The sequence below is a fragment of the Micromonospora sp. DH14 genome, from assembly GCF_029809455.1.
In the GTDB taxonomy this organism is placed as follows: Bacteria; Actinomycetota; Actinomycetes; order Mycobacteriales; family Micromonosporaceae; genus Micromonospora; species Micromonospora parva.
The window spans coordinates 69093-95135 of the sequence record NZ_JARVKT010000017.1 but is presented as its reverse complement, the minus strand read 5'-3'; the positions used below and the strand labels follow the sequence as shown (position 1 = coordinate 95135).

The following is a 26043-nucleotide window of genomic DNA, read 5'->3' as shown; positions in this document are numbered from 1 at the left end:
GACGGCGGACGCGCCGGTGGCTCCATCTGACCGCACCGGTCGGGGCGTTCCGGCGGAAACCGGCAAGTTGTGCTGATCGCGGGTGCGGATCAGGCCACGGCACGGGCGCGGGCGGTCACCGCACCGGCCGTACGACGGTGTTCGGCCGCCTCCTCGTCCCGGCCCAGGGCGGCGGCCAGGTCGGCGAGGTGCCCGGCCACCGGTCCGACGGTGAGCACCCCGCTGCCCGCTGCCAACTCACCGGCGGCCGGCAGCAGTTCGGCGTAAACCCGGGTCATCGTGGCCCGGTCGCCGAGCACGCGCGCCGCCCGACCGACGAGGCAGAGCCGTACCTCGCGCAGCAGGTCGTGCGGTCCCTCGGGAAGGGCCCGCAGGGCGGCCGCGGCGGCGTCCCGTTCACCGGCGGCGAGCAGCAGCAGTGGTCGGACCCACGGTTCGTGTGGACCCCAGTCCAGGTCCGCCCGGTCGTCAGCGCCGGTGATCAGCCGGTCGGCACCGCCGGGCCCGGTGGCCGGCCGGTCGGCGCCGATGGTGTCGGCCAGCCGCAGGCCGAGCAGTGCCAACGGGAGCAGGCCCCGGGTCAGCCCCGGCATGCCGTCGGCGCTCGTACGGTCGGCTGCCGAGGCGTACGCCTGCGCTGCCGCCGCCGAGTCGCCGTCGAGCGCCAGCCGCAGTGCGGCGTACCACCTGGTGAGGACGCCGACCAACGGCAGCTCGTACCGCTCGGCGAGATCGTCGGCGGCGCGCGCGTGGGTGTCCGCGCCACTCCGGTCGGCCAGCGCGCAGCTGGACTGGACCAGGACGAGGTGACCGAGCACCTCGAAGGTCACCAGGCGGTGCCGGACGGCCAGGTCGACCAGGTCGACGCCGATCCGGGCCCGCGCGTCGGCCAGGCCGACGCGGTGGAAGGAGTGCATGAAGCGGGCGTTGAGCGCGAAGGCCACCAGCCCCGGATCGCCGACGCTGCGGGCGATCGTCTCGGCCTCGTCGGCGGCACGGCGGCCACGATCGGTGGTGGTGCCGCGCAGTTCCAGCGCGAGGGTGCTCAGCAGCCGGCTGCGCTGCGCCGAGCGGACCGGACCGAGCGCGGTCAGCGCGTGTTCGGCGGCCCGGACGATGTGCCCGGAGAGCACGTCGTCGTCGTTGCGCGTCCAACTGGCGGGCACGTCGAAGCCGGCCAGCGCCTCCTGGATCAGCTGGGGGTCGCCGGTGGACTCGGCGGCGGCGATCGCCTCGGCGCGCCGTCGCCGCGCCTCGGCCAACCGGCCCGTCACCGCCAGCGCCCGCCCCAGGCCGAGCAGCGCGGTCACCCGCCCGCCCGGCTCGACCCCACCGGCGCGGTCGTACGCGTCGATCGCCTGACCCCACAGCCGGGCCGCCCCATGGGGGTTGCCGCCCCGTTCGGCCCGCTCGGCCGCCACCCGGGCGTACCCCGACGCCTCAGCGGCCGCGACCGGCCCACCGGCGCGCAGCAGGTGGTACGCGAGGGCCGCCGGTTCGACGGGTTCCCGCTGTCGCAGCACCTCGGCGACGGCCGCGTGCCAGGCGCAGCGGCGCGACGAGGACAGGTCGGCGTAGAGCGTGTCGCGGACCAGGATGTGGGTGAAGCGCAGCCGCCCGTCGGGCTCCCGCTCGCTGAGGAATCCGGCTGCCAGGGCGCGGTCCACGGCGTCCAGCGCCGCCGCCGGGTCACCGGCCAGCACGCCCAGCACGTCCGGGTCGAGGTCCCGGCCGAGCACGGCCGCCTGGCGCAGCACGGTACGGGTCGGGGCGGGCAGCTGCGCCAACCGGTGCCGGATCACGTCGCGTACGCCGGGCGGCACGGCGGCCAGCCCCGACTCCCCGGCGGCCGCGTACAGCTGGGCCAGTTCGCGGACGAAGAAGGGGTTGCCGCCGCTGCGGTTGTGGATCGACCGGGCGGTGGCCTCGTCCAGTTCCGCCCCGACGATGGCGCCGGCCAGCTCACCGGTCGCCGAGGCGGGCAGGCCGGCGAGGTACTCCCGGACCGGCTCCAGCCCGGCGGCGCGGGCCAGGGTGGCGGTCAGCTCCGGGCTGATCTCGGTGGCCCGGTAGGTGCCGAGGATCAGCACCGGCCCGCTGGCCGGTTGCGGGCCGGTGAGCAGCGCAGTCAACAGGTCCAGGGTGTCACCGTCGGCGCGGTGCAGATCATCGAGGACCAGGAGGACCGGCCCCCGCTCGGCGACCGCCGTGAGCAGCGACGCCACCGCCCGGTGCCGGCGGAACCGCACCGTGGCGGGGTCGGCCGGTTCCGCCGGGTCGTCTTCCGGGTCGGCGGTGACGACGGGGGCGTTCGGCCCGGCGAGCGCGTCGGTGATCTGGGTCCAGGGCCACGCCGGCGGGGCGCCCTCGTATTCCGGGCTGCGTCCCCACGCCGTGGTCCAGCCCTGGGCGGCGAGTTGCCGGGTCACCGCCTCGGCCAGCGCCGTCTTGCCGGCCCCCGGGTCGCCGCCGAGCAGGGCGAGTGTGGGCTGATGGCCCCGGGACGCGGCCTCGGCGGCGCGCCGCAGCCGCTCCAACTCGTCGTCGCGTCCGACGAACGGGCGCTGCCCGGCCGCGCCGGGTCGAGCCGGGTCGCCGAGGCCGGGGAGGGCCGGCCGGTCGACCGGTGGGGTGAGGTGCGGGGCCTGGGCCAGGATGTCGGCTTCCAGTCGTCGCAGCTCGGGCCCCGGGTCCACGCCCAGCTCGGTCACCAGGACGTGGCGGGCCTCCCGCAGCGCGGCCAGCGCGTCGCCCTGCCGGCCGGCGCGGTAGCGGGCCACGGCGAGCAGTCGCCAGGCGTCCTCGCGCAGCGGGTAGCTGGCCAGGTGTGCCGGTAGGTCGGCGGCGGCCTCGTCCGGTCGGCCCACCGCCAGCAGCGCCTCCGCCCGCCGTTCGACGGCGAGCATCCGCAGCTCGTTCAGCCGGTTGATCTCCGCGACCGCCCAGGACTCGTTGGCGCAGTCGGCGTACGCGGGCCCGCGCCAGAGGTCGAGCGCCGCGTCCAGCGCGGCCAGGGCCGGTGTGGGACGGCCGGCCGCCAGCAGGTCGGCCGCCTCCCCGACGGCGGCCTCGAACCGTCCGGCGTCCACCGCGTCCGGGGCGACCTTCAGCACGTACCCGGGTGGTTCGGTGACCAGGATCCGGGGCGGCTGCCGGGGTGGCCGATCGGGCTCCAGTGCCCGGCGCAGGTCGGCGACGAAGGTCCGGATGGCGCCCACCGCGCCGTCCGGTGCGACCTCCCACAGGTCGTCGACGAGGCGTTCCACCGGCACCACCCGACCGTGGGCGATCAACAGCCGGCCCAGCACCAGACGCTGCCGGTGTCCCCGCAACGGGACCGGGCCGTGCTCGGTCGCGGCGATCACCGGCCCGAGTACGCCGAAGGTCACCGCGACGGGCGCCGTCAGCTGCCTGGTCATGGCACCACAGTAGGCGGGCGGCCCGGCCGGCACTGATCCGACGCTGACCGGCTGCTGATCACCGGCGGGCAGGCTCGACGAGGTACGACGGCGACGGGCCACCGCCCGCGCCGGCACTGCTCACCAGGAAGGTTTCCCGTGGACCCCAGGATCAACGGATTCGACTACCGACGCGTCACCGTCGCCGACGGGGTGACGCTCAACGCCGCCGTGGGCGGTTCCGGGCCGGCGATCGTGCTGTTGCACGGCTTTCCGCAGACCCACCTCATGTGGCGGCACGTCGCGGCCGACCTGGCCGCCGACCACACTGTCATCTGCCCCGACCTCCGCGGTTACGGCGACAGCGACAAGCCGCTCGACACCGACGGCACCGGGTACGCCAAGCGCACCATGGCCGCCGACATCGTGGCGCTGGCCGGCGCGCTCGGTCACGACCGGTTCGCGTTGGCCGGGCACGACCGGGGTGCCCTGGTCGCGTTCCGGGCCGGCCTCGACCACCCGGCGGCGATCAGTCAGCTGGCCCTGCTCGACGTGCTACCCACCCTGGACATGTGGGACGTGCTGCACGGCACCAGCGCCGCTGTCGCGTTCCACCTGTACCTGATGGCGCAGCCGCCCGGCCTGCCCGAGAAGCTGATCGCCGGCAGCCCGGACGCGTTCTTCGGTCACTTCCTGGACATCTGGACCCGTGACCCGGAGGCCCTGCCGGCGGACGTGCGGGCCGCGTACCTGCGGGCGTCCCGCGAGGCGGTCCCCTCGATCGTCGCCGACTACCGGGCGTCGGCCGGGATCGACGTGACGCACGACTCCGCGGACCGGGCGGCCGGCAACCAGCTGCGGATGCCGGTGACGGTGCTCCAGCAGGACTGGGGCGCGGCGCTGGGCTACGACGCGGCGGCGGTGTGGCGGGCCTGGGCGCCGGACCTGGAGCACCAGACGGTCAGCTGCGGACACTTCATGGCGGAGGAGGCCCCGGCCGAGGTGCTCCGGGCGGTGCGCGCCCTGCTCGCGCGTTGACCGATCGGCGACTCGGTCACCCCACTGTCACCCTCGGTAGGATATCCGACACCGACCGTCGGCGAGGTGGTGGGGCGACCGGGTCGCCACTTGCCGCGCCCCGACCGCCCAGAGACGGCAGGAATGTGCTCTGACCTGCGGTAATACGACGTTACACCAGGTGGACGACAACCGGTCATCGGTGCTACACAGGCAGATAACGGCAGCCAACGACGTCTGGTCGCTCCCTCTTCTCGCCCAACGACCGTCAGCGGGCAACGCACCACTGGGGCCTCGCCGCACGGATCGCCGCCCGACAGCGCGGCCCACCCAACGGCACTGGTCCGCCGGCCACTGCCGGACGTCGGTCCTGGACCAAGGAGTTGCCGTGGGAAACCTCCGTATCCGATCCCGCCACCAGCCGTACGAGATCGCTGTCCTGGCCGCGGCGCCGCTGTGCGGCGTGCTGATGCTGACCCTCAACGTCCGTCCGACATCGGTTCAGACGTCCATGCCGGCACCCATCCAGGTCGCCTGGGAACTGGGGCTGATCGCGGTGGGCGTGGGTGGGCTACTGGGCATCGTGTGGCCCGGCCGGCTCTCCACCGGGCTCGGCCTCGAACTCGCGTCGGTGCTGGTGCTCGGCACGATCACCGGCATGTACGCGGTAGCCGTTCTGGTGATGTCCGGCCGGAATTCCCTCGTCGCGATCTCGTTCGTGATGGCGGTGACGGTGGGATCGCTCTGGCGGGCCGCACAGATCGCCATCGACCTGCGCCGTCTGGCCCGCGCCTGCGAACTCGTCAGCTACGAACAGTTGCGGACAGGTGTCACGTGAACACGTCACCCCCGCCAGCCGCACCGCACTGGGTGCAGGTGGCGCTCAGCGTGCTCGGCATCCTCGGCGGCGGCACCGGCCTGGCCGCGATCGCCGCCGTCGTGGTGCAGCGGGGCAAGTTCAAGGCCGATGCCGCCGACACGCTCACCGAGGCCGCCCTCACCCTCGTGCAGCCGCTGCAGACCCGGATCACCCAGTTGGAGGGTGAGGCGCTCAGCGCCCGGTCCGAGCTGGGCACGCTCCGCGAGCAGGTCAACCAGTTGCAGTTCGTGGTCCGGGTGCTCACCCGCACGCTGGACCGCTGGCGTGCCGCCATCCGTGCCCCGGACGCCACGCTGCGGAAGGTCCGCGCGACGGTGGCGGAGTCCGACCGGATCCCCGAGATGGACCGTTGACGCCGACGCGGCCCAGCGCCCGCCCTCGCGCCCGGCGCAGCTCAGCGCCCGCCCGGCGTCCGGCGCAGCTCAGCCTGCGGCACGCAGGCGTGCGATGAGCTCGTTCACCGCCGCCCGGAAGTCGGGGTCGTCTTCCCCCGGATGATGCCCCCGTAGCGCTGGCGCAGACCGCTCCCCCGGTGCCGGCAGCAGGTCCATCGGGTCCCGCAACCGCCGGTCGACGTGGTTCGCCGGATCGGCCGGGTCGGCAGGCGGATCGCCGGGCCGGTGTGCGGCGAAGACCCACCCGCCGACCGGGTCGGTGTCCCGCCAGAGGTTGAGCCACCGCCAGCCGACCCGCTCCCCCACCTCACGAAGCATCTCCTCGTTGAAGTAGGCCGGAAAGAGCCGGGCGTACAGGCGGTCCAGCGGTGACCCGTAGGTGAGCAGGGCGACCCGTTGACCTACCTGCGGGGGCAGCCGCAGCACCGCGAGAGCGAGCAGCGCGGACCCGTGGCTGTGCCCACAGAGCAGCACCCCGACGTGACGCTCGGCGAGCTGGCTGATCCGGTCGGCCAACTCCGGCACCGCGCGGTCGGCGTAGCTCGGCGGCGCGAACGGGTGCGCGGCCCGGGGCCAGAAGGTGCCCAGGTCCCACAGGATGCCGACGTGCCGACGGAACCAGTTGGTCCGATAGGCGAACACGCCACCGGCCAACAGCGTGAACGCCAACGCGGCGATGAGGTAGCTGCTCCCGTTGAGCCCCATCTCGATCACTCCGGCCGGCAGCCCGAGGAACTGCCGCGCCAACTCCTCCGGATCACGCCCGGTGCCCCCCACCAGAGTCGTGGTCAGGCCGATCACGCCGAGCGCCGCGTACGTGACGGCCAGCAGACCGAACCACTCGGTGAACCGGGCCCGGGCGACGGTCTTCGTCGTCAGCCGCAGCCGACCGACCGCCTCCGGTGCTACGTCCGGGAAGTCGCGGGCGGTGATCGCCGCCGCCGCCCGCAGCCGACGCCGCCGGGACACGACCGTCATCGCGGCAGACAGCAGCGCCGCCACGACGAAGTGCAGGAAGAAGGCCAGCAGAGTCCAGCGGTACGGCAACGGTGGCCCTCCGTCACCACCGTAGCCGCCGAGCAACTCCCCGCTCTGGTAGACGAGGTCGGCGGAGAGCCCACCGGCCAGGCCGACCGCGATGGTGGCGAGGACCGCCGCCCCCAGCCCACCGGGCAGCGCGGACCGGCCGCCCACCCGACCGTGGTGCCCCAGCACCACCCCGCTGAGCAGCACCAGCAGAGCCATCTGGCCGAGCAGTGCCGCACCGGCGATTCCGCCGTAGCCGGGCAGCCCGGTCGCCGGCGACCAGCCCCGCGGGTCGGCCGCCACGACGACCAGGGTCGCCGCGCACAGGCCGACCGCCGTGCGGGCGGTCCAGCTGGCCGTTCGCATGGTCGCCGGCCGGTCGATCACGCCCGGAGCGACGAGCAGGCCGACGCAGGCCAGCAGCACCGCCGCGTTGAGCGCCAGCAGCAGCGTCGTCCCGAACGTCGCGCCGCCGACGCGGCGGGCCGTGAGCAGCACGAGATCGAGTACGGTGAGCGCGGCGGCGACATGGATCGCGCGCAGCCGGCGCACCAGCGGCTCCATCGCCCACAGTGGATGGTCGGTCGGGCCGGACCAACGGGTACCCAGCAGGCGCAGGAGCGCCACGGCCGCGATCGGCAGGAGCGCCAGCACGGCCAGCCGCTCCCCGACGTGCCGGCCGTCGAGTCCGGCCATCGTGTCGAAGGGCGGGCGGCAGCGGGCCGCGCCGAGACAGCGCCAGGCGATCAGGTCGAGGGCGACCCCGGCGACGGACACCACGTACAACACGGTGAGGTTGAGCGCGAGGAGCCGACACAGCACGTCGACCCCGGCTGCGCGGCGGCGACCCGTGGGTCGCATCCACACCGCCACGTTGCCGAGCATGAACGGCAGCAGGAAGACCATGGCGAGGGTCCGACCGACGGTGCCGGAGGGCAGGTCACCCCAGCGGTACGCCTCCAGCGTCACCCCGCCCGGTTCGGTGTCGTCCGATCGGGCGTCACGGTGGAAGCCCCCGCTGTCGTCGCCGGCGACCTGCCGGACCTGCGGCCGGTCGAGGATGACAGTGGGGTCGGCCCCGGACACGCCGTGCACCCGCAACTCCACCACGTCGGATCGTCGCGGCTGGTCGTCGTGCAGCGGTCCTTTCGCCGGCATCGGGGCGGCTACCCGGCTAGCCGTTGGTCGGGTGCGTCGCGCTCACGGACCTGACGGATGAATCGCCACATTCCCGGCATCGCGTCGATGCTGACGATCAGCAGCAGCAACCCGGCGACGACAGCGCTGTTGGCCACCTGCGGAAGCCGTACGGTGGCCAGCCCGCCCACGATGATCGCCGGCACGCCGACCAGGCGCGCCCAGGGCCTGCTGCCGTCGACCGCCGCCGCGAGCAGGATCCGGGCGGTCAGGGCCAGCGCTGGGCCGATGACGCCCACGGCCAGCTGCCCCGAGTCGCTTGCGCGGGGGTCGTCGATAGTCACCTGCATGGCCACCGAGGTGGCCAGCACCCCGGCGATCATGACGAGGTGCAGGTAGCCGGCTAGCAGGGTCAACCTGCTGCCGGGTGGGCCCTCCGCCTCGATCCTGGCACCGAGCCGTGCGCCGGCGGGCACCAGATAGAGCCGGGCCAGGGCCACCGCGGTCACGAACGCCAGGGCGAAGGCGACAGTGCTGTCCCGGTCCAGGCCGGAATCGCTGTAGGTGACGCCGGAAGTCAGGATCAACTCGCCCAGGGCGATGATGAAGATCTGTTGGTACCGCTCGGACAGGTGTCTGCCGTTCACCTGCAGTTCCGGCCAGGTGCTCCGTCCGAGCCCCGGGAACGGCCAGCGCAGGCGGGCCAGGGAGTACTCCAGCACGAGGGCCAGCGCCCAGAGCACCTCCCGGGCCGGGGCCACGGCCGCCCCGACCACCCAGAGCACGCCGGAGATCGCGAACCAGACCGCCACCCGCAGGCTGCGCACCTGTAGCGGATGCCCACGCAGGGCGGGGATCAGGATCGCCGCCCGGCCCAGGTGAATGGCGACGTAGGCGAGGGCGAACACCATGGCGTGTCCCCCGTCGAACACGGTGGGCACCGCCGCGGCCATCAGCAGGCCGCCGAACATCACCCAGATCAGCAGGGTGACGATCAGCGGGGCCCGGGGATCGAACCAGTCCGCCGACCAGGCGGTCACGAACCACACCCACCAGAGCGCCGCCAACATCAGCAACGCCTGGAAGCCACCGGTGAAGCTGAGGTCGTCGAGCAGTGCCCGGGACAACCGGGTCAGCGCGAAGATGAACGCCAGGTCGAAGAAGAGTTCCAGGAATGACGCCTTGCCCGGGTTCTCCCGCCGGAGCAGCAGCCGTCCCGGGAGCCTGCCCGCCATCGCCATCCTTCCCCGGCCGCAGCTGCCACCGCCGCCCCAGTCGTACCACCCGGACGGCCGGGCCTGGGCGGGTTCCGCCGAGCCCGGCCGTCGTGGTCAGCGGCCGGTGCCGCGCCGCGCGATCAGGTCGGACGCCACGGTCCAGAGCCGCTCGGCGTTGCCGGGGTCGACGGCGTAACCGGCCACGCCGCTGTAGTCCGCCGGCCGCTCGCTGACGATCGGGGCCTCGGCGCAGTCCTCGAAGTAGCGACCCCCGACGCCGTCCAGCAACGGGGAGGCCGCGAGCAGCACCGACGTCGCCGCGCCCTGTTGCGGGGTCTTCTGCCGTTCCTTGGGCGTACGCAGGCCGCCGGTGTGCTTCTGCAGGCCGGTGGCGATGGCGCCCGGGTTGAGCGCGTTGGCGTGGATGCCCTCGCCCGCCCAGCGGCGGGTGACTTCCACGGCGAGCAGCGCCTCGGCGCTCTTGGACTGCCCGTAGGCCAGCAGCGGGTCGTACGGCCGGAACGCGAAGTGCAGGTCGTCGAAGATCACCGGGGAGAAGAGGTTGCCGCTGGAGCTGACCGACACCACCCGGGCGCCGCCGGCCGCGGCGAGGGCGTCGTGCAGGCCGACGGTCAACGCGAAGTGCCCCATGAAGTTGGTGGCGAACTGCATCTCCCAGCCCTCGGCGGTGCGCTCCAGCTCGGGCAACGCCATGATCCCGGCGTTGTTGACAAGGATGTGCAGTGGCTGGTCCCAGTCGGCGACGAACTGGCGTACCGAATCCTGGTCTGCCAGGTCCAGCGCGCGGACGGTGACCCGCTGCGCGCCGATGCTGGCCGCGATGTCGGCGGCGGCCTGCTCACCCGCCGCGACCCGGCGGACCGCGAGCACGACGTCGGCGCCAGCGGCGGCGAGCGAACGCGCCGTCTCGACGCCGATTCCGGCGGCGCCGCCGGTGATGACGGCCTGCTTGCCGGTCAGGTCGACCCCGGCGAGGACCTCGTCGGCGGTCGAGGCGAAACCGAAGGGGGTGGTGATGCGCTCTGTCATTGCTGTCCCGTCTCTCGATCACGCTTACCCCGACACTGTCACCCCGGGGGCCAGGGCTAGCCGGTTCCCTGCTTTTCCTGGTAGTGACAGGACCAGGCTGGGCGGACGGTGGCTGCTCCTACGATGGGCGGGTGAGCACGGCCGGCCCGCTCGGCGAATACCTGCGTGCCCGGCGCGAGCTGATCGGGCCGGGTGACGTCGGGTTGCCCGCGCACGGCCGTCGACGGGTCCCCGGCCTACGGCGCGAGGAGGCTGCCCTGCTCGCCGGCATCAGCGCCGACTACTACCTGCGGTTGGAGCAGGGGCGTGACCGACACCCGTCGACGCAGGTGGTCGAGGCGCTGGCCCGCGCGCTGCTGCTGGACGCGGACGCGGCGGCGCATCTGCACGGCCTGGCCCGGCCGGTGCCGGCCCGCCGTAGGGCGCGACCGTCGGAGCGGGTGCCGGTGGGCATCCGGCAGTTGGTCGGTTCGTGGGCCGAGACGCCCGCCTTCGTACACGGGCGGCACCTGGACGTGCTCTTCGCCAATCCCGTCGCGACCGCGCTGGCACCGATCTTCACCGCCGGGGTGAACCTGCTGCGCGCGGTCTTCCTGGACCCCAGCGTGCCCGCGCTCTACCCGGCTCTGACGGCGGTCGCGGCCAACGCGGTGGCCGGCCTGCGCGCACAGGTCGGCCCGGAGGTGGACGACCCCCGCCTCGTCGAGCTGGTCGAGGAGCTGACGGCCGGCAGTGAGCGGTTTCGGCGGTTGTGGGCCCGGCACGACGTCACCGCCCGTGCCGGCGGTGGGGTGCGGGTGTTCCAACACCCACAGCTTGGCGAGTTGGCGCTGCGCTACGAGAAGTTGACCATCAGCGGCACCACCCAGTCGCTGGTGATCTACCACGCCGAGCCGGGCAGCCCGTCGGCGCGGTCACTCGCCCGGCTGGCCCGCAGGGTCGGCAGGGCGGCGGAACGGGGCGCGTCGCGCTGACCCGAACCGGGCCGGGCTACCGGTTGGCCGCCCGCTCGGCGACCACCACCGAGATGCCGTCGAGGACGCGTTGCAGACCGAACTCGAACGCGTACTCCGGGCCGTACGCGGCGCCGTGCTGCTGGCCGGCGGCGGTGCCGACCCGGGAGGCGATCGGGTAGGCGCCGGCCGTCATGAACCGCTCCAGCCAGGGCGCGTGCGACTGCCACCACTGGCCGTCGGTCATGCCGGTCTCGCGCTCCAGGTCGACCACCTCGGAGGCGGCGCGCGCGGCGCTCTTGACGTGACCCAGCACGAGGGTGAGCACCGCGTCGACCTCGACGTCGGTGAGCCCGATGTCGACGATCGCGGCGAGCTCGTAGTCGTACTTGGCCATCAGGTGCGGGCCGAGGACCGGTCGGGTCGTCTCGGCCCGCAGCATCCAGGGGTGCCGCTGGTAGAGCGCCAGGTTGTCCCGGGCGATCCGCTCCAGCCGGGTGCGCCAGTCGCCCTCGACGGCGGGTCGCGGCATCTCGCCGTACGCGGTGTCGATCATGACGGCGACGAGTTCGGCCTTGCCCGGCACGTAGGTGTAGACGGACATGGTGCCGACGCCCAGCGCCTCGGCGACCCGGCGCATGGTCAACGCGTCGAGCCCCTCGGCGTCGGCGATGTCGATCGCGGCCCGGACCACCCGGTCGACGCTGAGCGCCGGGCCGGCGCTGCGGCTGGTCGGCTCCCGGGTGCGCCAGAGAAGGGCCAGGCTGCGGGCCGGGTCCGCGGTCGCCTTACGCTCAGTCGCCATAGTCCCGCCATGCTAACCGCCGGTGCCGTACGTCGTACCGGCAGCGGGCGCCCACCTTCGCCGATTGGCTGGGCGCGGCGCTGCTGGGCGAACCGGTCGACGTCCGGTGTGGACCGCTGCTCGCGTTGACGGTGCCCGGTCAGAGCGCCTCGCGGTCGTCGGAGAGCGTGGGGCCGGCGGCGGCGGGCACCAGGTGCCGGACCTCGGGCTCCCCGTCGGTCAGCTCCCGGGCCCGTTGCTCGGCCGCGCGGTCCTCACCGGTCAACCGGCCGCCGTGCTGGCGCAGGTGCTCGTCCCAGGACGGCACCAGATACACCTCGACGAAGCGATCCACCGTCTCGGCCGGGCGGAACAGCCCCCAGCGCATCGCGCCGGTCCGCTGCCGCGCGCCACGCACCAGGTCCATCGCCGCCAGGAACTGTTGGGCCCGCTCCGGCCGGACGGTGTACTGCACCGTCACCAGCACCGGCCCCACCCCCGGGTCCGGTTCGTGCGCCAGGTGCAACTGTGGCCAGTACGCCGCCGGTTCGCGGTTCACCGACCGCAGGTTGGGCAACGGCCAGATCCGGCTCGTCAGGGTGCCGAGCAGCATCAGCGCCGCCGCCGCCAGGTACGCGAGGACCAACCCGCCCATGTCGGCCACCAGACCCCAGAGCAGCGCGCCGACCGCCTGCCCACCGGCGAAGCACACCTGGTAGACGGCCAGGCCCCGGGCGCGTACCCAGCTGGGCAGGAAGAGCTGCATCTCGGCGTTGACGTTGGCCAGCACGGTCACCCAGGCCATCCCGGCGGGCAGCAGGGCGAGCAGCACCAGCGGCACCACCGGCACGGTGCCGACCACGGTCAGCGCCACCGTGAACAGAGCCCCGGCGATCAGCAGGAGCTGGTTGGCCGACAGTCGGGTGCGGATCACGGCCAGCAGCACACCGCCACCGATGGCGCCCACGCCGAGGGCGGCCAGCAGCACCCCGTACCCACCGGAGCCCAGTCCCAGCCGGCGACTCGCGACCAACGGCAGCAACGCCCACAACGCGCTGGCCGGGATCACGAAGACCAACGCGCGGCGCAACAGCCGGCGCACCGTCGGCGAGTGGCGGACGTAGCGGCTGCCGGCCCGCAACGCGGCGGTGAACCGCTCGGGCACCTCGACCGCGCGGGCGTTGTGGGGCCGCCAGCGCCACAGCGCGTACGCGAAGACGCCGAAGGCGACCGCGTTGATGCCGAAGACCGGGGCGACGCCGGTACGGGCGATCAGCACACCGGCCACCGCGGGCCCGACCGCCCGGGCCACGTTCACGCTGATCGAACCGAGCGCGGACGCCGATCGCAGCTGGTCCTGCGGCACCAGTTCCGGGATCACCGCCGCCCAGGCCGGCAGGGTCAGCGCCTGCCCGACCCCGAACGCGAAGGTGAGGGTGAGCAGCAGCGCCGGCGGCATCCGGTCGGTCAGCGTGAGCAGCGTCAACGCCACCGCCACCGCCACCAGGAACAGCTGCACGGCGATCAGCAGGTGCCGGCGGTCGAAGCTGTCGGCCAGCACCCCGGCGGGCAACGCCAGCAGCAGCACCGGCAGCAGACTGGCGGTCTGCACCAGCGCGACCAGGGTGGGGGCGTTGGAATGGTTGATCAGCAGCCACTGCGCGCCGACGGTCTGCATCCAGGTGCCGATGTTGGCGGCGAGCAGGGCCAGCCACAGGTTGCGGTAGACCGCCGTCCGCAGCGGCGCCCACGCCGAGGCCGGACGGTCGGCGGGTCCGGCTGCGGCCGTCACCACCGCCCGTCCGCGCGCAGCACGCGCTCACCGGAGACGTAGAGGTCGTCGGGTTCGAGCAGCAGCAACCGGACGACCTCGGTGGCGACCTGTTCGGGCATGGCGTACACCTCGTCCAGGAACTCGGCGCCCACCCGTTCCTGCAGTCGGGTCGGCATCGGCCCGGGGTGCAGCTGCATCACCTTCACCCGGTTGCTGTGCTGCGCCTCGGCCAGCGAGTCGACCAGGCTGTTGCCGTAGCTCTTGGTGGCCCGGTAGACGGGGATGCCGGGCCGGGGGGCCGCCAACGCCAGCGCGCCGATGTAGACGACGTTGCCGTGGCCCTGCCGGTCAAGATGCCGCACCGCCTCCCGCAGCAGGTACGTGATGCCCAGAACGTTGATCTCCACGGCCCGCCGGATGTGCTCCACCGACAGGTCCCCCAGGTCGCCGCCCGCCCACATGGAGGCGCAGGCCGCCACCCCGTCGATGGTGCCGTAGCGCTCGACCACCCCGGCGAAGGAGTCGCGGACCTGCTCGTAGGACGAGATGTCGCAGACCGCCCCGTCGCAACCCAACTCGTCCGTCGCGGCGGCGACCTCGGCCGGCACGTTGCCGAACACCACAACCCGGTGCTCGTCGACGAGCAGTCGGGCCACCGCGAGGCCGAGACCGCTGGTCCCGCCGACCACCACGAAGGTTCTGGCACCCATGTCTCTCCAGCCGCCGCCGACACCGGTCACGCGGACCGCGTGACGGCCCGTTCTTCCCCTTTCCGGACCCCGCACACCCGTTCGCCGGGTAGTGCTGGGCATACCTCGAAGAGTGGATCTGGACGGCTGGGGCGCCCGGTCGCTGCCGATTAGCGTCTGCGGCATGACCACGGAACCCCCCTCGCGCCTGGCCGAGGCGCTGCGCCGCCGCCGCTGGCTGCTCACCGCGTGGCCCTGGCGCGCGCTGGCCTACCTGGTGACCACCGTGCCGATCGCCGGCGTGCTCACCGTCGGGCTGCTCGTCATCGGCGCGCCCCTGCTGGCCGCCGTCAACGCGTTCCGCCTGCACGGCCGGCCGCCGAGCGTCGCGCTGACGCTGTTCCTGGCCACCGGCAGCCTCATCCTGCTGGCGCTGGCCCCGCTGGTGAGCTTTCCGGTGGCCGCCGTCGAGCGGTGGCGGGTCGGGCTCGTCGACGGTCGTCCGCTGCCCTCGTCGCCGTGGCCGGGCCTGGTGGCCCGCTACCGCAGCGCCGCCACCTGGCGGGAGGTGGCGTACCTGTTCTGGCTGGGCGGCTTCGCGCCGGTCGCGTACTGGGTGTTCCTGCTGCTGGTCCTGCTGGACCTTGGAATGATCTCCAGCCCCTGGCTGACCGGTGACGCCAACGAGCCGGTGGTGATCTGGCAGCCGATCGACAGCACCGGCGAGGCCGTCCCGTACGCGATCGTGGGGGTGCTGCTGATCCCGGTGCTCTGGTACGCCGTCGGCCTGCTCGCCGCCGTGCAGGCGGCCGTGGCCCGGTGGCTGCTGGCCCACCCGGTGGACGCGGCGGCGCTGCGCGAGGTGACCCGCTCCCGCACCCGACTGGTCGGGGCGTACGAGGCCGAACGCCGCCGCATCGAACGCGACCTGCACGACGGCGCGCAGCCCCGACTCACCAGCCTCACCCTGCAGCTGGGGCTGGCCCGGCTGGACGTACCCGAGGACTCCCCCGCCGCCCGGCCCCTCGCCGTGGCGCACGACCAGGCCAGGGGCCTGATGGTGATGCTGCGGCAGTTGGTGCACGGCATCCGCCCGCAGAGCCTCACCGACCTCGGCCTGGCCGGTGCGGTACGCGAACTGGCCGACGCCGCCACCATCCCGGTCACCGTGCGCGCCGACCTGCACGGCGAGCTGCCGGAGATCGTGGAGACCACCGCCTACTTCGTGGTCTCCGAGGCGCTGGGCAACGTCGCCCGGCATGCCCGGGCGACCCGCGCCGACGTCCACCTCACCCGGGCCGACGGTGACCTCGTCGTCGAGGTGACCGACGACGGCCACGGCGGCGCCGACCCGGCGCGGGGCACCGGCCTGACCGGTCTCGCCGACCGGGTCGCCGCCGTGGGCGGCCGGCTGCTGCTGTCCAGCCCGGCCGGCGGGCCTACAGTGGTCCGGGTGGAGCTGCCATGCCGTCGGTGACCCGGGTGGTGCTCGCCGAGGACGAGGTGCTGCTGCGCGAGGGTCTGGTGGCGCTGCTGACCCGCTTCGACTTCACCGTCTGCGCCGCCGTCGGCTCCGCACCGGAGCTGCTGGCCGCGGCGCGCGAACACCAACCGGACCTGGTGCTGACCGACATCCGGATGCCGCCGGGCCGCCGTGACGACGGGCTGCGCGCGGCCGTCGCGTTGCGCGCCGACCGACCCCACCTCCCGGTCGTGGTGCTCAGCCAGTACGTGCAGACCGGGTACGCGGCGGCGCTGCTGGACAGCGGCGACGGCCAACGGGTGGGCTACCTGCTCAAGGACCGGGTCGCCGAGGTCACCGAGTTCGTCGACACGCTGCGCCGGGTCGCCGACGGCGGCACCGCCATCGACCCGGACGTGGTCCGGCAGCTTCTGCACCGCCCCCGTGACCCGCTCGCCGCGCTGTCCGCCCGGGAACGCGAGGTGTTGGCGCTGCTCGCCGAGGGGCGCTCCAACGCGTCGATCGCCGGCCGCCTGCACGTCAGCGAGGCGGCGGTCGGCAAGCACGTCGGCAACATCCTGTTGAAGCTCGACCTGCCCCCCAGCGACGACACCAACCGGCGGGTGCTCGCGGTCCTCACCTACCTGCGCGCCGACCCCGCGAGCTGACCAGCGCCGGGCCGCGGCCGAGCACGACCGTCCGGGGCGTAGATTCGATCAGCGGGGCCGCCGTCACCAGGGCACGGCCCGGGGAGACGGGGGCACGGCATGGCGAAGGCGCTGCGGGTTGGTCTGCTTGGGTACGGGCTGGCGGGCCGGGTGTTCCACGCGCCGCTGATCGCCGCGACCCCGGGGCTGCGGCTCGACGCCATCGTGACCCGTGATCCGCAGCGGCGCGAGCAGGCCCGACAGCACTTCCCGGACGCCCGCCTGGTCGACGACGCCGACGAGCTGTGGCGTACCCCTGACGACCTGGACCTGGTCGTGGTGGCGACGCCGAACCGGCAGCACGTGCCGATGGCGCGCGCGGCGCTCGCCGCCGGCCTGCCGGTCGTCGTCGACAAGCCCCTCTCCCCGACCGCCGCGGAGGGCCGCACGCTGGTCGACGAGGCGACCGAGCGTGGGGTGCCGCTGACGGTCTTTCAGAACCGCCGCTGGGACGGCGACTTCCTGACCGTCCGCCAGCTGGTCGAGCGGGGCGAGTTGGGGCGGGTGCTGCGCTTCGAGTCCCGGTTCGAGCGGTTCCGCCCGACCATCAAGCCGGGCTGGCGGGAGCTGGCCGGTCCGGAGGAGGCCGGTGGTGCCCTCTTCGACCTCGGCGCCCACCTCGTCGACCAGGCGGTGCAGCTGTTCGGCCGGGTCGACCGCGTCTACGCGGAGGTGGACCGTCGCCGCGCGGGCGCAGCCGTCGACGACGACGCCTTCGTGGCGTTGACCCACGCCAACGGGGTCCACTCGCACCTGTGGATGGGCGCGGTGACCGCCCAACTCGGGCCGCGCCTGCGGGTGCTGGGCGACCGGGCCGGCTACACCAGCTACGGGCTGGACGTGCAGGAGGCGGCGCTGCACGACGGCGGCCGACCGGACCAGCCGGGCTGGGGCGAGGTCCCGCCGGAGCGCTACGGCCTGCTCGGTGTCGACGGTGACCTGCGGCCGGTGCCGACCGCGCCCGGCGCGTACCAGAGCTTCTACGCACAGGTGGCGGCCGCGTTGCGCGACGGCACACCGATGCCGGTGGACCCACGGGACTCGGTCCACACCGTCGAGCTGATCGAGCTGGCGCACCGGTCGGCGGCCGAGGGCGTGGTGCTGCCGGTCCCGACCGTCTGACCGGTCCGCACGTCCCGCCACCTGGGCGGCTGAGGCGTACGCGAAAACCAGTGGAACGGCGCCCCCGTGCGTCGATACGGTGCTGCGCAACCTTGGTCGGCTAAGGCCTGTTTCATAAGGGCGGTCGAGCCGAGGCGGAGTCCGGGCGGCGATCCGGCAAGGCGCGGTTTCGTCCGGATACCGATGTTGTATCCGGACGGAACCGCAACGCCGCCGGTCGTCGTCCGGACTCCGCCGCAGGCCGGCCAGTTCTTGTGAAACAGGCCTTAGGCGAGGACGTGCCGTTGTACACCCTGTGAGACCCCCCAAGAACTGATCTGTCGCGCGTCGCGCAGCTGCGCCGCGCTCCTTCTTGCTGCGGACTTCTCACTGAAACCGGTGTACTTCTGTGCTCAAAAACTGGGCCGTCGTGCCCACCTGCCTGCCCATCATTCACCGCCGTTGCCACGGGTGCGCGTCCCAGCGCCTTCGGGCGAGCGGCAAGTTCCGGGTCAACGCCAACCACAAGCTCATCGACGTCTGGCTGCTCGCGCTCTGCACCATGTGCGGGGACACGGTCAAGCTCACCGTCCTGGAGCGGATGACCGTACGCACCATCCCGAGCGAAACGCTGGACCGGCTCCACGCCAACGACCCCGGCCTGACCGCCGAACTGCTCCAGGATCCGGACGTTCGGCATCGCAACCGGTTCGCCCTGGACTGGACCGACGCCTGGCGTCTCGACACCGGCGGATCGGATCACCTGGACCTGGACGTGATCGAGGTCGAGGTCCGCAACGCGGCGCGGATACCGGTCCGCCCGGCACGACTGATCGCTGAGGGTTCTGGTCTGTCGCGGGCCGAGGTCGACCGACTCATCACCGAGGGGAAGGTCGTTTCGGTGGCCCGGTTGAGCGGCAAGCTCTCCGGCGACTTCACCTTCACGCTGAAACGCTGACCCGGCCTCGGGGCCTGTCCGGCGTGACGCTGGGCAGGCCCCTAGTCGGCGTTCCTCTCCGAGGGGGCGTCGTCCGGTGCCCGGGCGTCGTCGTCGGTGAGCGCGTCGTCGTCGGCCAGCGCGTCATCCGACGAGGCGGTGAGGTCGGCGAGCCGGCGCTCGGCCTCCCGGATCTCCTCGTCGAGCCTGCGGTTCTCCTCGTCGGGGCCCTGCGACATGGGCGACCTCCATCGGGCGCGACCGGCAGACCTGCGAGTACCCGACCTGCGGGCGGAGACACGGAGATCTGCCGCCATCCCTTCATCAGGTGAGGAGACTGAGCTGAATCCGCCTACCTGGACCTAGTTCTCATCACTTGATCACAGAGATCCCAGGTCTTCGGCGACCCACAGGCCACGGCCCTGAAGTCCCACCACCAAGCCGCGTGTCTGAAGAACGATGATCGCGCGCTGGACCGTGGTCACACTGACGTCGTAGAGGTCCGATAGTTCGCTGTACGTGGGCAGACGCTCCCCCGCCGCGTACTCGCCGCTCTTGATGCGAGCGGCAAGATCCTCAGCCACCTCGCGGTATCCGCCGGTAGGTATGGGCATGTGAAGGTTCCTTCGTTCGGCACCTTCCATCGGATCACGCCGCCCACACGCCTTCAAGACCAACATTACCTTAGGTGACCTGTGAGCTGGACGTGGTCGGCGGGTGAACCGCTCAGCGATTGCGGCTGGACCAACGTACCGAGCGCCGGGCCGGTCGGCGGGCGCGCCGGGCTGGAACCCGGGAGCGTTGCCGACCCGGCCCGGTGCCGGATCAGCGCTGCTTCAGCTCGCGCCAGGATGGGTGGGTGCCGCGCCAGGCGTCGGCGAGGATGGCCGCCGAGGCCCGGCTGGGGCACTGCTGCACCCGCTCACGACCCGACGCCCCACCGATCTGGGCGCGGACCTCCCAACCCTGCCCGTCAGTACGGATGTACACGTCCCGGCGCCCGCGCGGGGTCGTGTCTCCGTTCCACCAGTGCTCCTCCACCTTCATTCGCCGACCGTATAGCAATTCCCGCGCCGAGGGTACGGCGCAGGAATGACCGGACCGGGGCAAGAGTGACAATCCGGGCGCATTTCCGCCCAACCGTTGACGGTTCGAAACCATAACGGGCGGTTCTCCCCCTCCTGAGTTGCAAATCAGGGAAGCCCTACTGTGCCTCCACCCCGCAACTCCCCACCCCCAGCCCCTGTTGATCAAGGGCGGTGGGGTCAGGGATGAGTTGTCAGGAGGTAGTCGTCGGCTTCGGGGCTCCAGCGAAGGTCCAGCACGCCGGCGGTGGCGGCGGCCTTGCAGAACTGCAGGAAGCTGCGGTAGCCGAGCTTCTTCTCGCTGAAGTCCGGGCGGGCCCGGCGTACCTGGTTCTTCAGACCGGACAGCGCCACCGGGTTGCCGCCGCTGCCCAGGTCCGCCACCACGCCCCGGAGCAGGCCGAACGCCACCTCGCGGTCGCCGTGCTCGGGCAACGAGACTTCCGGGTCACCCTTGGCCGGCCCCTCGGCCAGCTCGATCACGTTGCGTTCGGCGAGGTGACGCAGCAGCTCACCGAAGGTGCGGAAGCCGTAGTCGGACTCACTGAAGGTCGGGTCCTTGCGCAGCAGGGTGCGCTTGAGTCGGGACGCGGTGACCTCACCGTTGGCGCTGCCCTGCAGGCCGGCGACCGACTGGGCGACCTGCACGGCGAGCGTGTCCGCGTCCCGGTCGGGCTCCGCCTCCTGCGGCCGACGGTCCACCTCCTGCTCCGGCTCGGGCGGGCGCTGGTCCGCGCCGGCCTGCCGGGTGGCGGGACGCGCGCGCCCACCCCGGGTCGGCGGGATGTCCACGCCCTCCAGCCGGTCGTAGTAGAGGAACTCGTCGCACGCCGGGGGCAGCAGCCCCGAGGTGGACCCCTCGACCCCGACGCCGATGACCCGCTTGTTCAGCTCGCGCAGCTTGTGCACCAGCGGGGTGAAGTCGCTGTCACCGCTACAGATCACGAAGGTGGAGATGTAGTCGCGTTCGAACGCCAACTCGATCGCGTCGACGGCCATCTTGATGTCCGCGGCGTTCTTGCGGGACGCGCCCATCCGTTGCGGGATCTCGATCAGCTCGACGTGGGAGCGGGTGAGCATCCGGCGGTCCTCGTCGAAGTAGGACCAGTCGGCGTACGCCCGGCGGACCACCACCCGGCCCCGTTCGGCCAGCGCGTCGGCGATGGGCCGGAAGTCGAAGGCCACGCCGCCGCGATGGTCACGCGCGCCCAACGCGAGGTTCTCGTAGTCGAGAAAGAGGGCGATCCGGTCTTCTTGATCCACGCGGATCAGCCTACGCCGGGCGTGAGCTGGTCGGGGTGGGCGACGCGCGCCACCTCAACTCGACAACCGTCCATTTCTTGCTGCCTTGCGGTCGTTTATTTTCGTTGTTCGATAGGTGTCTTGCAGTGCCCTGTTCGGTGCTGCATCATGACGATCAATGTCGGGCGCCGGGCGGACCTCCACCACCACCCACTCAGGAGGGTCACCGATGTTTCGCAGCCTCACGCCGACGCGGGGACGGCCCGGCGGCACCGCCGTCGCGCTCGCGGCCGGTCTCGCCGTGCTGGTCGCCGGGCCCACCTCGGCCGCCGCCAGTCCACCCGGGTCCACCGGCGCGCGGCCGGTGGTCACCCGGGCCGCTCTCGACCCGGCGCTGGTCGCCGGGCGCGGCGCGGACGTCCGCTTCCTGGAGCAGGAAGCGGAGAACGCCCGCACCAACGGCGAGATCATCGGGCCGGACCGGTCCGCATACACCCTGCCCGCGGAGGCCTCCGGCCGCCGGGCGGTCCGGCTCACCCCCGGGGAGTACGTGGAGTTCGTCCTGCCCAGCGCGGCGAACGGGATCACCGTGCGGTACAGCATCCCGGACGCGCCGCAGGGAGGTGGGATCACCGCGCCGCTGCGGGTCGCGGTGAACGGCACGCATCTGCGCACCATGACGCTCACCTCGCAGTACTCGTGGCTCTACAACCAGTACCCCTTCACCAACGACCCGCAGGCCGGGCTGCTGCACCCGGACTGGTGGATCACCGAGTGCCAGTGCGTGCCGTCGGCCACCACGCCGTACCCGAGCATCAGCACACCGTTCCGGCCCACCCACTTCTACGACGAGCAGCGACTCCTGCTCGGGCGTACGTACCGGGCCGGCGACACTGTCCGGCTCACCGCGCCGCCCGGCAGCGCCGCCGCCTGGACGGTCATCGACCTGCTCGACTCCGAACTGGTCGCCCCGCCGCGTGTCCGGCTGCTCGCGGCGAACGTGCTCGCCTTCGGCGCCGACCCGACCGGCCGGCGGGACTCCGCCGACGCGCTGGACCGGGCCATCGCCTTCGCCCGGCGAGCCCACCTCACCGTGTACCTCCCGCCGGGCACCTACCAGGTCAACCGGCACGTCATCGTCGACGACGTGACCATCGAGGGCGCCGGCAACTGGCACACCGTCATCAAGGGCCGCGAGGTCGCCCTGCCGACCCCCGCGCCGGACGGCTCGGTGCACACCGGAGTCGGGTTCTACGGTCGGGACGCCGCCGACGGCGGCAGCCGCAACGTGCACCTCTCCGGCTTCGCCATCGAGGGCGACGTGCGGGAGCGCATCGACACCGACCAGGTCAACGCGATCGGCGGGGCGATGAGCGACTCGACCATCGACGGGCTCTACCTGCACCACACCAAGGCGGGCCTGTGGTTCGACGGCCGGATGCGCAACGTCCGGGTCACCAACAACATCATCGTCGACCAGATCGCCGACGCCCTCAACTTCCACACCGGGGTGACCGACTCCCTGGTCGCGCACAACTTCGTCCGCAACACCGGCGACGACGGCCTGGCGATGTGGTCGGAGAAGACGGCCAACGCGCGGAACACGTTCGACCACAACACCGTGCAGTCGCCGACCCTGGCCAACGGCATCGCCATCTACGGCGGCACCGACACCACCGTCTCGCACAACCTCGTCGCCGACCCGGTACGGGAGGGCAGCGGCCTGCACGCCGGGTCCCGCTTCGGCGCGGAGCCGTTCACCGGGCACCTGCGGTTCACCAACAACACCACCGCCCGCGCCGGCACGTACGAGCTGAACTGGAACATCGGCCTCGGGGCGATCTGGCTCTTCGCCCTGGACCGCAGCATCGAGGCGGGCATCGAGGTGACCGGCGACGCGTACCTGGACAACACCTACAACGCGATCATGCTGGTCAGCGACTGGCCGGTGAAGGACCTCTACTCGATCTCCGACGTGCGGTTCTCCGACGTCCGGGTCGACGGCACCGGCACCTCGGTGGTCAGCGCCCGCACGGCCGGGTCCGCCTCGTTCGCCAACGTGGACGCCCGCAACGTGGGCGCGGTCGGCGTCAACAACTGCGGGTCGTTCCACTTCGCCCCGACCGGTTCGGAATTCGCCCTGACCGACCTCGGCGGCAACGACGGCGGCTGGCTCGCACCGTGGTTGCTGCCCAACACCATCACCTGCGACGACCGGCCGCCCGTGTCGCCGCCCCCGCCTCCTGCGCGGTGGTGAACGCGGTGGGCGGTCCGGCATCCGGGCCGCCCACCGCGCACTCGGGACAGGCGGGTCAGCGCACCCGGGCGTACGCCAGTGGCACGCTCGTCGGCTGACCATCCCACCTGCCGCTCAGGGTGGCCCCGGTGGCCCCGGTGGCCCCGTCGGCACCGGCCCCGGGCCGCCGGACGACCACCAGTTCGACGGTGTCGGTGCTGATGAGCGTGCCGTCCCCGTCGACGACCCGGCGCAGGGTGCCGACCGGGGGCGGGTTGTCGCTGCCGGTCTCGCCGACCTCGATCGTCATCGTCGGCTCGCGTACCTCGCGCCGGCCGTCGACCTCGAAGTACTGCTCCGCCTGGCCGCCACCGGTGAGGATCGCGTGGGCGAGCGCGGCGGCGTACACCGGGTCGGCGCAGCCGTCGTACACCCAGCGCCGGCCGAGCGCCGAGTGTTCGGTGGTGCCGACCAGCCACTGCTCGGCACCGTCGAGAGGGGCGGCGCGGTAGGTGAGGGGTACCTGGTGGACCGGCCCGTCGGCGGCGGCGACCAGCATCGTCTCGATGCCGACCTCGCCGGCCGGGTCGTCGAAGCGGTAGGCGCCCCGGCTCACCACCTCGACGCCCTTCGGTCCGGCGAACCATTGTCGGTCGGGCAGCCAGGCCGTCAGCAGGTCCAGCTTCGTGGGGTGCAGGGTCGCCCTGTGCAGCAGTGCCATGACGGCAGCCTAGTCAGAGACCCGCGCACTGTTGCCCGCCGATCGTGCAGCTCTCCGGCTCCCGGGCCTTCGGCCGGCTGTCGCGGACGTCGAAGCTGATCGTCTGGGATCCCCCGGCCGGCACGGCGGTTCCGGTGAAGGTGATCACCCGTTTGTCCTGTCGCCAGTTCGCGCCGTCCACGTCGTCGACAGTGGTGCCCTCGGCGAGGGTCACCACCACCGACCAGTCCGCCACCGCGGTGGCGCCGGGATTGCCGACCACGATCTCGCCGGTGTAGCCGAACAACCGGCTGGAGTCGGTCTGGTAGCGGGCCGTCACGGGCGTCGGTGGCGTGGGTGGCGCAGCCGACTCGGTGGTGCGCGAGGGCTTCGCCGACGGGGTCCGGCTCGGCCGGGTGGTCGGCGACGCGGTGACCCGCGTGGGGCGCGCCGAGGGGGTCGCCGAGGGGGCGACGGTGCTCCGGGCGGGGGTCACCGTCGGCGACGCGCTCGGGGCCGGTGCGGGCGCGGCGACCGGTTTCGGGTCCGGCGGCAACGTCACCCAGGCCGCCGTCCCCGCCAGCAGCACCGCCCCGGCCACAACGGCGACCAGCGTGCGACGCCGGCGGGGGTTGCGGCCGGCCCTGCCGCGTACGCCGAGCACTGGCAGTTCCGCTGTCATCCCACCGTCGGCGCGGCGCAGGTCGACCTGCTGGAAGGCGAGCCAGTCGAGGATGGCCGGCAGCCGCACGGTCAGCGCCTGCCGCAGCTGTTGCTCACGGGGCTCGTGCTGCTCGCCGGACCACGCGCCGTGCGTGCTGACCTCCCGGAGCTCCAACCGGCAGCCCTGCTTGGTGGCGGTGACAGTGCAGGTCAGCTCGCTGAGCCGGCCGGCCTCGTCGCAGGACAGCACGAGGAGGTCCGGCTCCTGTCGCTCGGTCACCTCGACCTCGACGTTGGCGTCGAAGCCGGGCAGGCCGGCGGTGTGCAGCAGCAGCCGGTCCGGCACGCCCTCGACCGTCTCGGCCTCGGCGAACCACCGGCCGAGCAACTGCCGGTCGGTCAGGGCGAGCCAGACCCGCTCAGCCGGGTGGGACAGGTCGACCTGCGCACCGATCTCGATCACGGCGAGACTCTAACCGGTTGCCCGCCGGGCCTGTCCGGCCCGCCCGAGCCGGTTGCCGGCGTCCTGATCAGCCCCAGCGAGCGGACCGTGCGACCACTGTGGCCAGCGCCGCCCGGGCGTCGGCACTCACCTCGGCGACCACCTGCGCCGCCGGCAGCTCCCGGGCCAGCGGGTGGGCCTGCCCGGCCCACAGGTTGGCCACCGACGCGTCCCCGTCGCGCCGGGCGGCGCCCAGCAGTGGGCGCGTCAGGTGGAGCACCTGGGGGTAACCGCGCGGTGCCACCGCGTCGTGTTGGCGCAGGAAGTCGTTGGCCACCCCACGGGCCCGCTTACCGGTGTACGACCGGGTCAACGCGGTCGGCGTGGCACCGGCCACCGCCGCCCGGTGCATCGGCGAGCTGCCCGCCTCCGGGCAGCGCAGGAAGGCCGTGCCGAGTTGCGCGGCGGCGGCGCCGGCGGCCAGCACGGCGGCCACCGCGGGACCGTCGACGAGGCCGCCCGCGGCCACCAGCGGCCGGTCACAGCGGGCGGCGGTCAGCCGGAGCAGCGGCAGCACCCCGTAGTCGTCGTCGTCCGGCAGGCCGCCACGATGCCCACCGGCCTCGGTGCCCTGCACCACCACGGCGTCCACACCCAGGTCGGCGGCGGCGGTCGCGGCGTCCGGGCGGGTGACGGTGGCCCACACCTCGGTGCCCCGCTCGCGCAGGGCGGTCACCGCCGCCCGGTCGGGCAGACCGAACACGAAGGACACGACCGGGACCGGGTCAGCGAGCAGCGCGGCCAGCTTCTCCGGGTACGCGTCGTCGCCTCCCACCGGCTCGCCGAGGCTCACCCCGCGCTGTCCGGCCTGCGGGGCGAGTCGTTTGGCGTACGCCTGGATGGCCGCCTCGTCGACGCCGCCGGGGTCGGGCAGGAAGACGTTGACACCGAACGGCCGGTCGGTGCGGGCGCGGACCTCGGCGACGTCGGCGACCAACCGTTCGGTGTCGATCATTCCGGCGGCGAGGAAGCCCAGTCCACCCGCCCCGGACACGGCGGCCACGAGCGCGGGAGTGGAGGGGCCGCCGGCCATCGGGGCGGCGATGATCGGGTGGCGCAACGTGGACAGGACGGACATCCCCCCATCC

Annotated in this window: 23 protein-coding genes; 9 read left to right on the top strand and 14 right to left on the bottom strand. The window is 73.1% G+C overall.

Annotated elements, in window-relative coordinates; translation table 11 throughout:
- Positions 1-89 precede the first annotated feature (89 nt).
- On the bottom strand, positions 90-3419 hold the full coding sequence (locus QCZ28_RS21850; protein WP_279518386.1) for a BTAD domain-containing putative transcriptional regulator: 3330 nt from the start codon (positions 3417-3419) through the stop codon (positions 90-92).
- 138 nt (positions 3420-3557) lie between these two features.
- Here QCZ28_RS21850 and QCZ28_RS21845 point away from each other — a divergent pair, with 138 nt between their 5' ends.
- The 3 genes from QCZ28_RS21845 (at position 3558) to QCZ28_RS21835 (ending at position 5648) form a co-directional block, all read left to right on the top strand.
- A complete protein-coding gene (locus QCZ28_RS21845) occupies positions 3558-4436 on the top strand; it encodes an alpha/beta hydrolase (protein ID WP_279518385.1) in 879 nt (292 codons plus the stop codon).
- A gap of 367 nt (positions 4437-4803) precedes the next feature.
- Complete coding sequence (locus tag QCZ28_RS21840; RefSeq protein WP_279518384.1) at positions 4804-5253, top strand: hypothetical protein; 450 nt, start codon at positions 4804-4806, stop codon at positions 5251-5253.
- On the top strand, positions 5250-5648 hold the full coding sequence (locus QCZ28_RS21835) for a hypothetical protein (protein WP_279518383.1): 399 nt from the start codon (positions 5250-5252) through the stop codon (positions 5646-5648). The genes QCZ28_RS21840 and QCZ28_RS21835 overlap by 4 nt, the downstream gene beginning before the upstream one ends.
- Positions 5649-5717: 69 nt before the next feature.
- Here the strand turns inward: QCZ28_RS21835 and QCZ28_RS21830 are convergent, their stop codons facing one another.
- The 3 genes from QCZ28_RS21830 to QCZ28_RS21820 form a co-directional block, all read right to left on the bottom strand.
- Entirely contained in the window at positions 5718-7874 is a 2157-nt protein-coding gene (locus tag QCZ28_RS21830) for a hypothetical protein (protein WP_279518382.1), read from the bottom strand.
- Between the two features lie 8 nt (positions 7875-7882).
- Positions 7883-9088, bottom strand: coding sequence for a low temperature requirement protein A (locus tag QCZ28_RS21825; protein ID WP_279518381.1), 1206 nt, complete (start codon positions 9086-9088; stop codon positions 7883-7885).
- A gap of 96 nt (positions 9089-9184) precedes the next feature.
- A complete protein-coding gene (locus QCZ28_RS21820; protein WP_279518380.1) occupies positions 9185-10120 on the bottom strand; it encodes an SDR family NAD(P)-dependent oxidoreductase in 936 nt (311 codons plus the stop codon).
- Positions 10121-10251: 131 nt separating this feature from the next.
- Here QCZ28_RS21820 and QCZ28_RS21815 point away from each other — a divergent pair, with 131 nt between their 5' ends.
- Positions 10252-11094 (top strand): helix-turn-helix transcriptional regulator, encoded by an 843-nt coding sequence (locus QCZ28_RS21815; RefSeq protein ID WP_279518379.1) that lies wholly within the window; start codon positions 10252-10254, stop codon positions 11092-11094.
- A gap of 16 nt (positions 11095-11110) precedes the next feature.
- Here QCZ28_RS21815 and QCZ28_RS21810 read toward each other — a convergent pair whose 3' ends face one another.
- The 3 genes from QCZ28_RS21810 to QCZ28_RS21800 form a co-directional block, all read right to left on the bottom strand.
- On the bottom strand, positions 11111-11878 hold the full coding sequence (locus tag QCZ28_RS21810; RefSeq protein WP_279518378.1) for a TetR/AcrR family transcriptional regulator: 768 nt from the start codon (positions 11876-11878) through the stop codon (positions 11111-11113).
- A 139-nt stretch (positions 11879-12017) separates the two neighbouring features.
- Positions 12018-13652 (bottom strand): MFS transporter, encoded by a 1635-nt coding sequence (locus QCZ28_RS21805; protein WP_279518377.1) that lies wholly within the window; start codon positions 13650-13652, stop codon positions 12018-12020.
- Positions 13646-14341, bottom strand: a complete 696-nt coding sequence (locus QCZ28_RS21800; RefSeq protein WP_279518376.1) for an SDR family NAD(P)-dependent oxidoreductase — start codon at positions 14339-14341, stop codon at positions 13646-13648. The genes QCZ28_RS21805 and QCZ28_RS21800 overlap by 7 nt, the downstream gene beginning before the upstream one ends.
- 163 nt (positions 14342-14504) lie before the next feature.
- On the opposite strand from QCZ28_RS21800, the gene QCZ28_RS21795 reads away from it, so the two are divergent.
- The 4 genes from QCZ28_RS21795 to QCZ28_RS21780 all read left to right on the top strand — a co-directional run bounded on the left by QCZ28_RS21795 (position 14505) and on the right by QCZ28_RS21780 (position 18548).
- Positions 14505-15797 carry a sensor domain-containing protein gene (locus QCZ28_RS21795; RefSeq protein ID WP_279518375.1) on the top strand — a complete coding sequence of 431 codons (1293 nt, stop codon included), beginning with the start codon at positions 14505-14507 and terminating at the stop codon, positions 15795-15797.
- Positions 15785-16450, top strand: coding sequence for a response regulator transcription factor (locus QCZ28_RS21790; protein ID WP_279518374.1), 666 nt, complete (start codon positions 15785-15787; stop codon positions 16448-16450). The genes QCZ28_RS21795 and QCZ28_RS21790 overlap by 13 nt, the downstream gene beginning before the upstream one ends.
- A gap of 99 nt (positions 16451-16549) precedes the next feature.
- Complete coding sequence (locus QCZ28_RS21785; RefSeq protein ID WP_279518373.1) at positions 16550-17611, top strand: Gfo/Idh/MocA family oxidoreductase; 1062 nt, start codon at positions 16550-16552, stop codon at positions 17609-17611.
- A gap of 388 nt (positions 17612-17999) precedes the next feature.
- Positions 18000-18548, top strand: coding sequence for a DUF1062 domain-containing protein (locus QCZ28_RS21780; protein WP_279518372.1), 549 nt, complete (start codon positions 18000-18002; stop codon positions 18546-18548).
- Between the two features lie 41 nt (positions 18549-18589).
- On the opposite strand, the gene QCZ28_RS21775 is transcribed toward QCZ28_RS21780, so the two are convergent.
- From QCZ28_RS21775 to QCZ28_RS21760, 4 genes are all read right to left on the bottom strand, one after another.
- Entirely contained in the window at positions 18590-18766 is a 177-nt protein-coding gene (locus tag QCZ28_RS21775; RefSeq protein WP_279518371.1) for a hypothetical protein, read from the bottom strand.
- A 141-nt stretch (positions 18767-18907) separates the two neighbouring features.
- On the bottom strand, positions 18908-19141 hold the full coding sequence (locus QCZ28_RS21770) for a winged helix-turn-helix domain-containing protein (RefSeq protein WP_279518370.1): 234 nt from the start codon (positions 19139-19141) through the stop codon (positions 18908-18910).
- Positions 19142-19352: 211 nt separating this feature from the next.
- Positions 19353-19574 carry a hypothetical protein gene (locus QCZ28_RS21765; protein WP_030335934.1) on the bottom strand — a complete coding sequence of 74 codons (222 nt, stop codon included), beginning with the start codon at positions 19572-19574 and terminating at the stop codon, positions 19353-19355.
- Positions 19575-19792: 218 nt separating this feature from the next.
- On the bottom strand, positions 19793-20875 hold the full coding sequence (locus QCZ28_RS21760) for a PIN domain-containing protein (RefSeq protein WP_279518369.1): 1083 nt from the start codon (positions 20873-20875) through the stop codon (positions 19793-19795).
- A 208-nt stretch (positions 20876-21083) separates the two neighbouring features.
- Here QCZ28_RS21760 and QCZ28_RS21755 point away from each other — a divergent pair, with 208 nt between their 5' ends.
- On the top strand, positions 21084-23111 hold the full coding sequence (locus tag QCZ28_RS21755; RefSeq protein WP_279518368.1) for a glycosyl hydrolase family 28-related protein: 2028 nt from the start codon (positions 21084-21086) through the stop codon (positions 23109-23111).
- A gap of 55 nt (positions 23112-23166) precedes the next feature.
- Here the strand turns inward: QCZ28_RS21755 and QCZ28_RS21750 are convergent, their stop codons facing one another.
- The 3 genes from QCZ28_RS21750 to QCZ28_RS21740 form a co-directional block, all read right to left on the bottom strand.
- Positions 23167-23811 (bottom strand): hypothetical protein, encoded by a 645-nt coding sequence (locus tag QCZ28_RS21750; protein ID WP_279518367.1) that lies wholly within the window; start codon positions 23809-23811, stop codon positions 23167-23169.
- A 13-nt stretch (positions 23812-23824) separates the two neighbouring features.
- Positions 23825-24916 (bottom strand): SRPBCC domain-containing protein, encoded by a 1092-nt coding sequence (locus tag QCZ28_RS21745; RefSeq protein WP_279518366.1) that lies wholly within the window; start codon positions 24914-24916, stop codon positions 23825-23827.
- Positions 24917-24983: 67 nt separating this feature from the next.
- The gene (locus tag QCZ28_RS21740; protein WP_279518365.1) at positions 24984-26033 is read right to left on the bottom strand and encodes a nitronate monooxygenase; all 1050 of its coding nucleotides are present in this window, start codon (positions 26031-26033) and stop codon (positions 24984-24986) included.
- Positions 26034-26043: the final 10 nt, after the last annotated feature.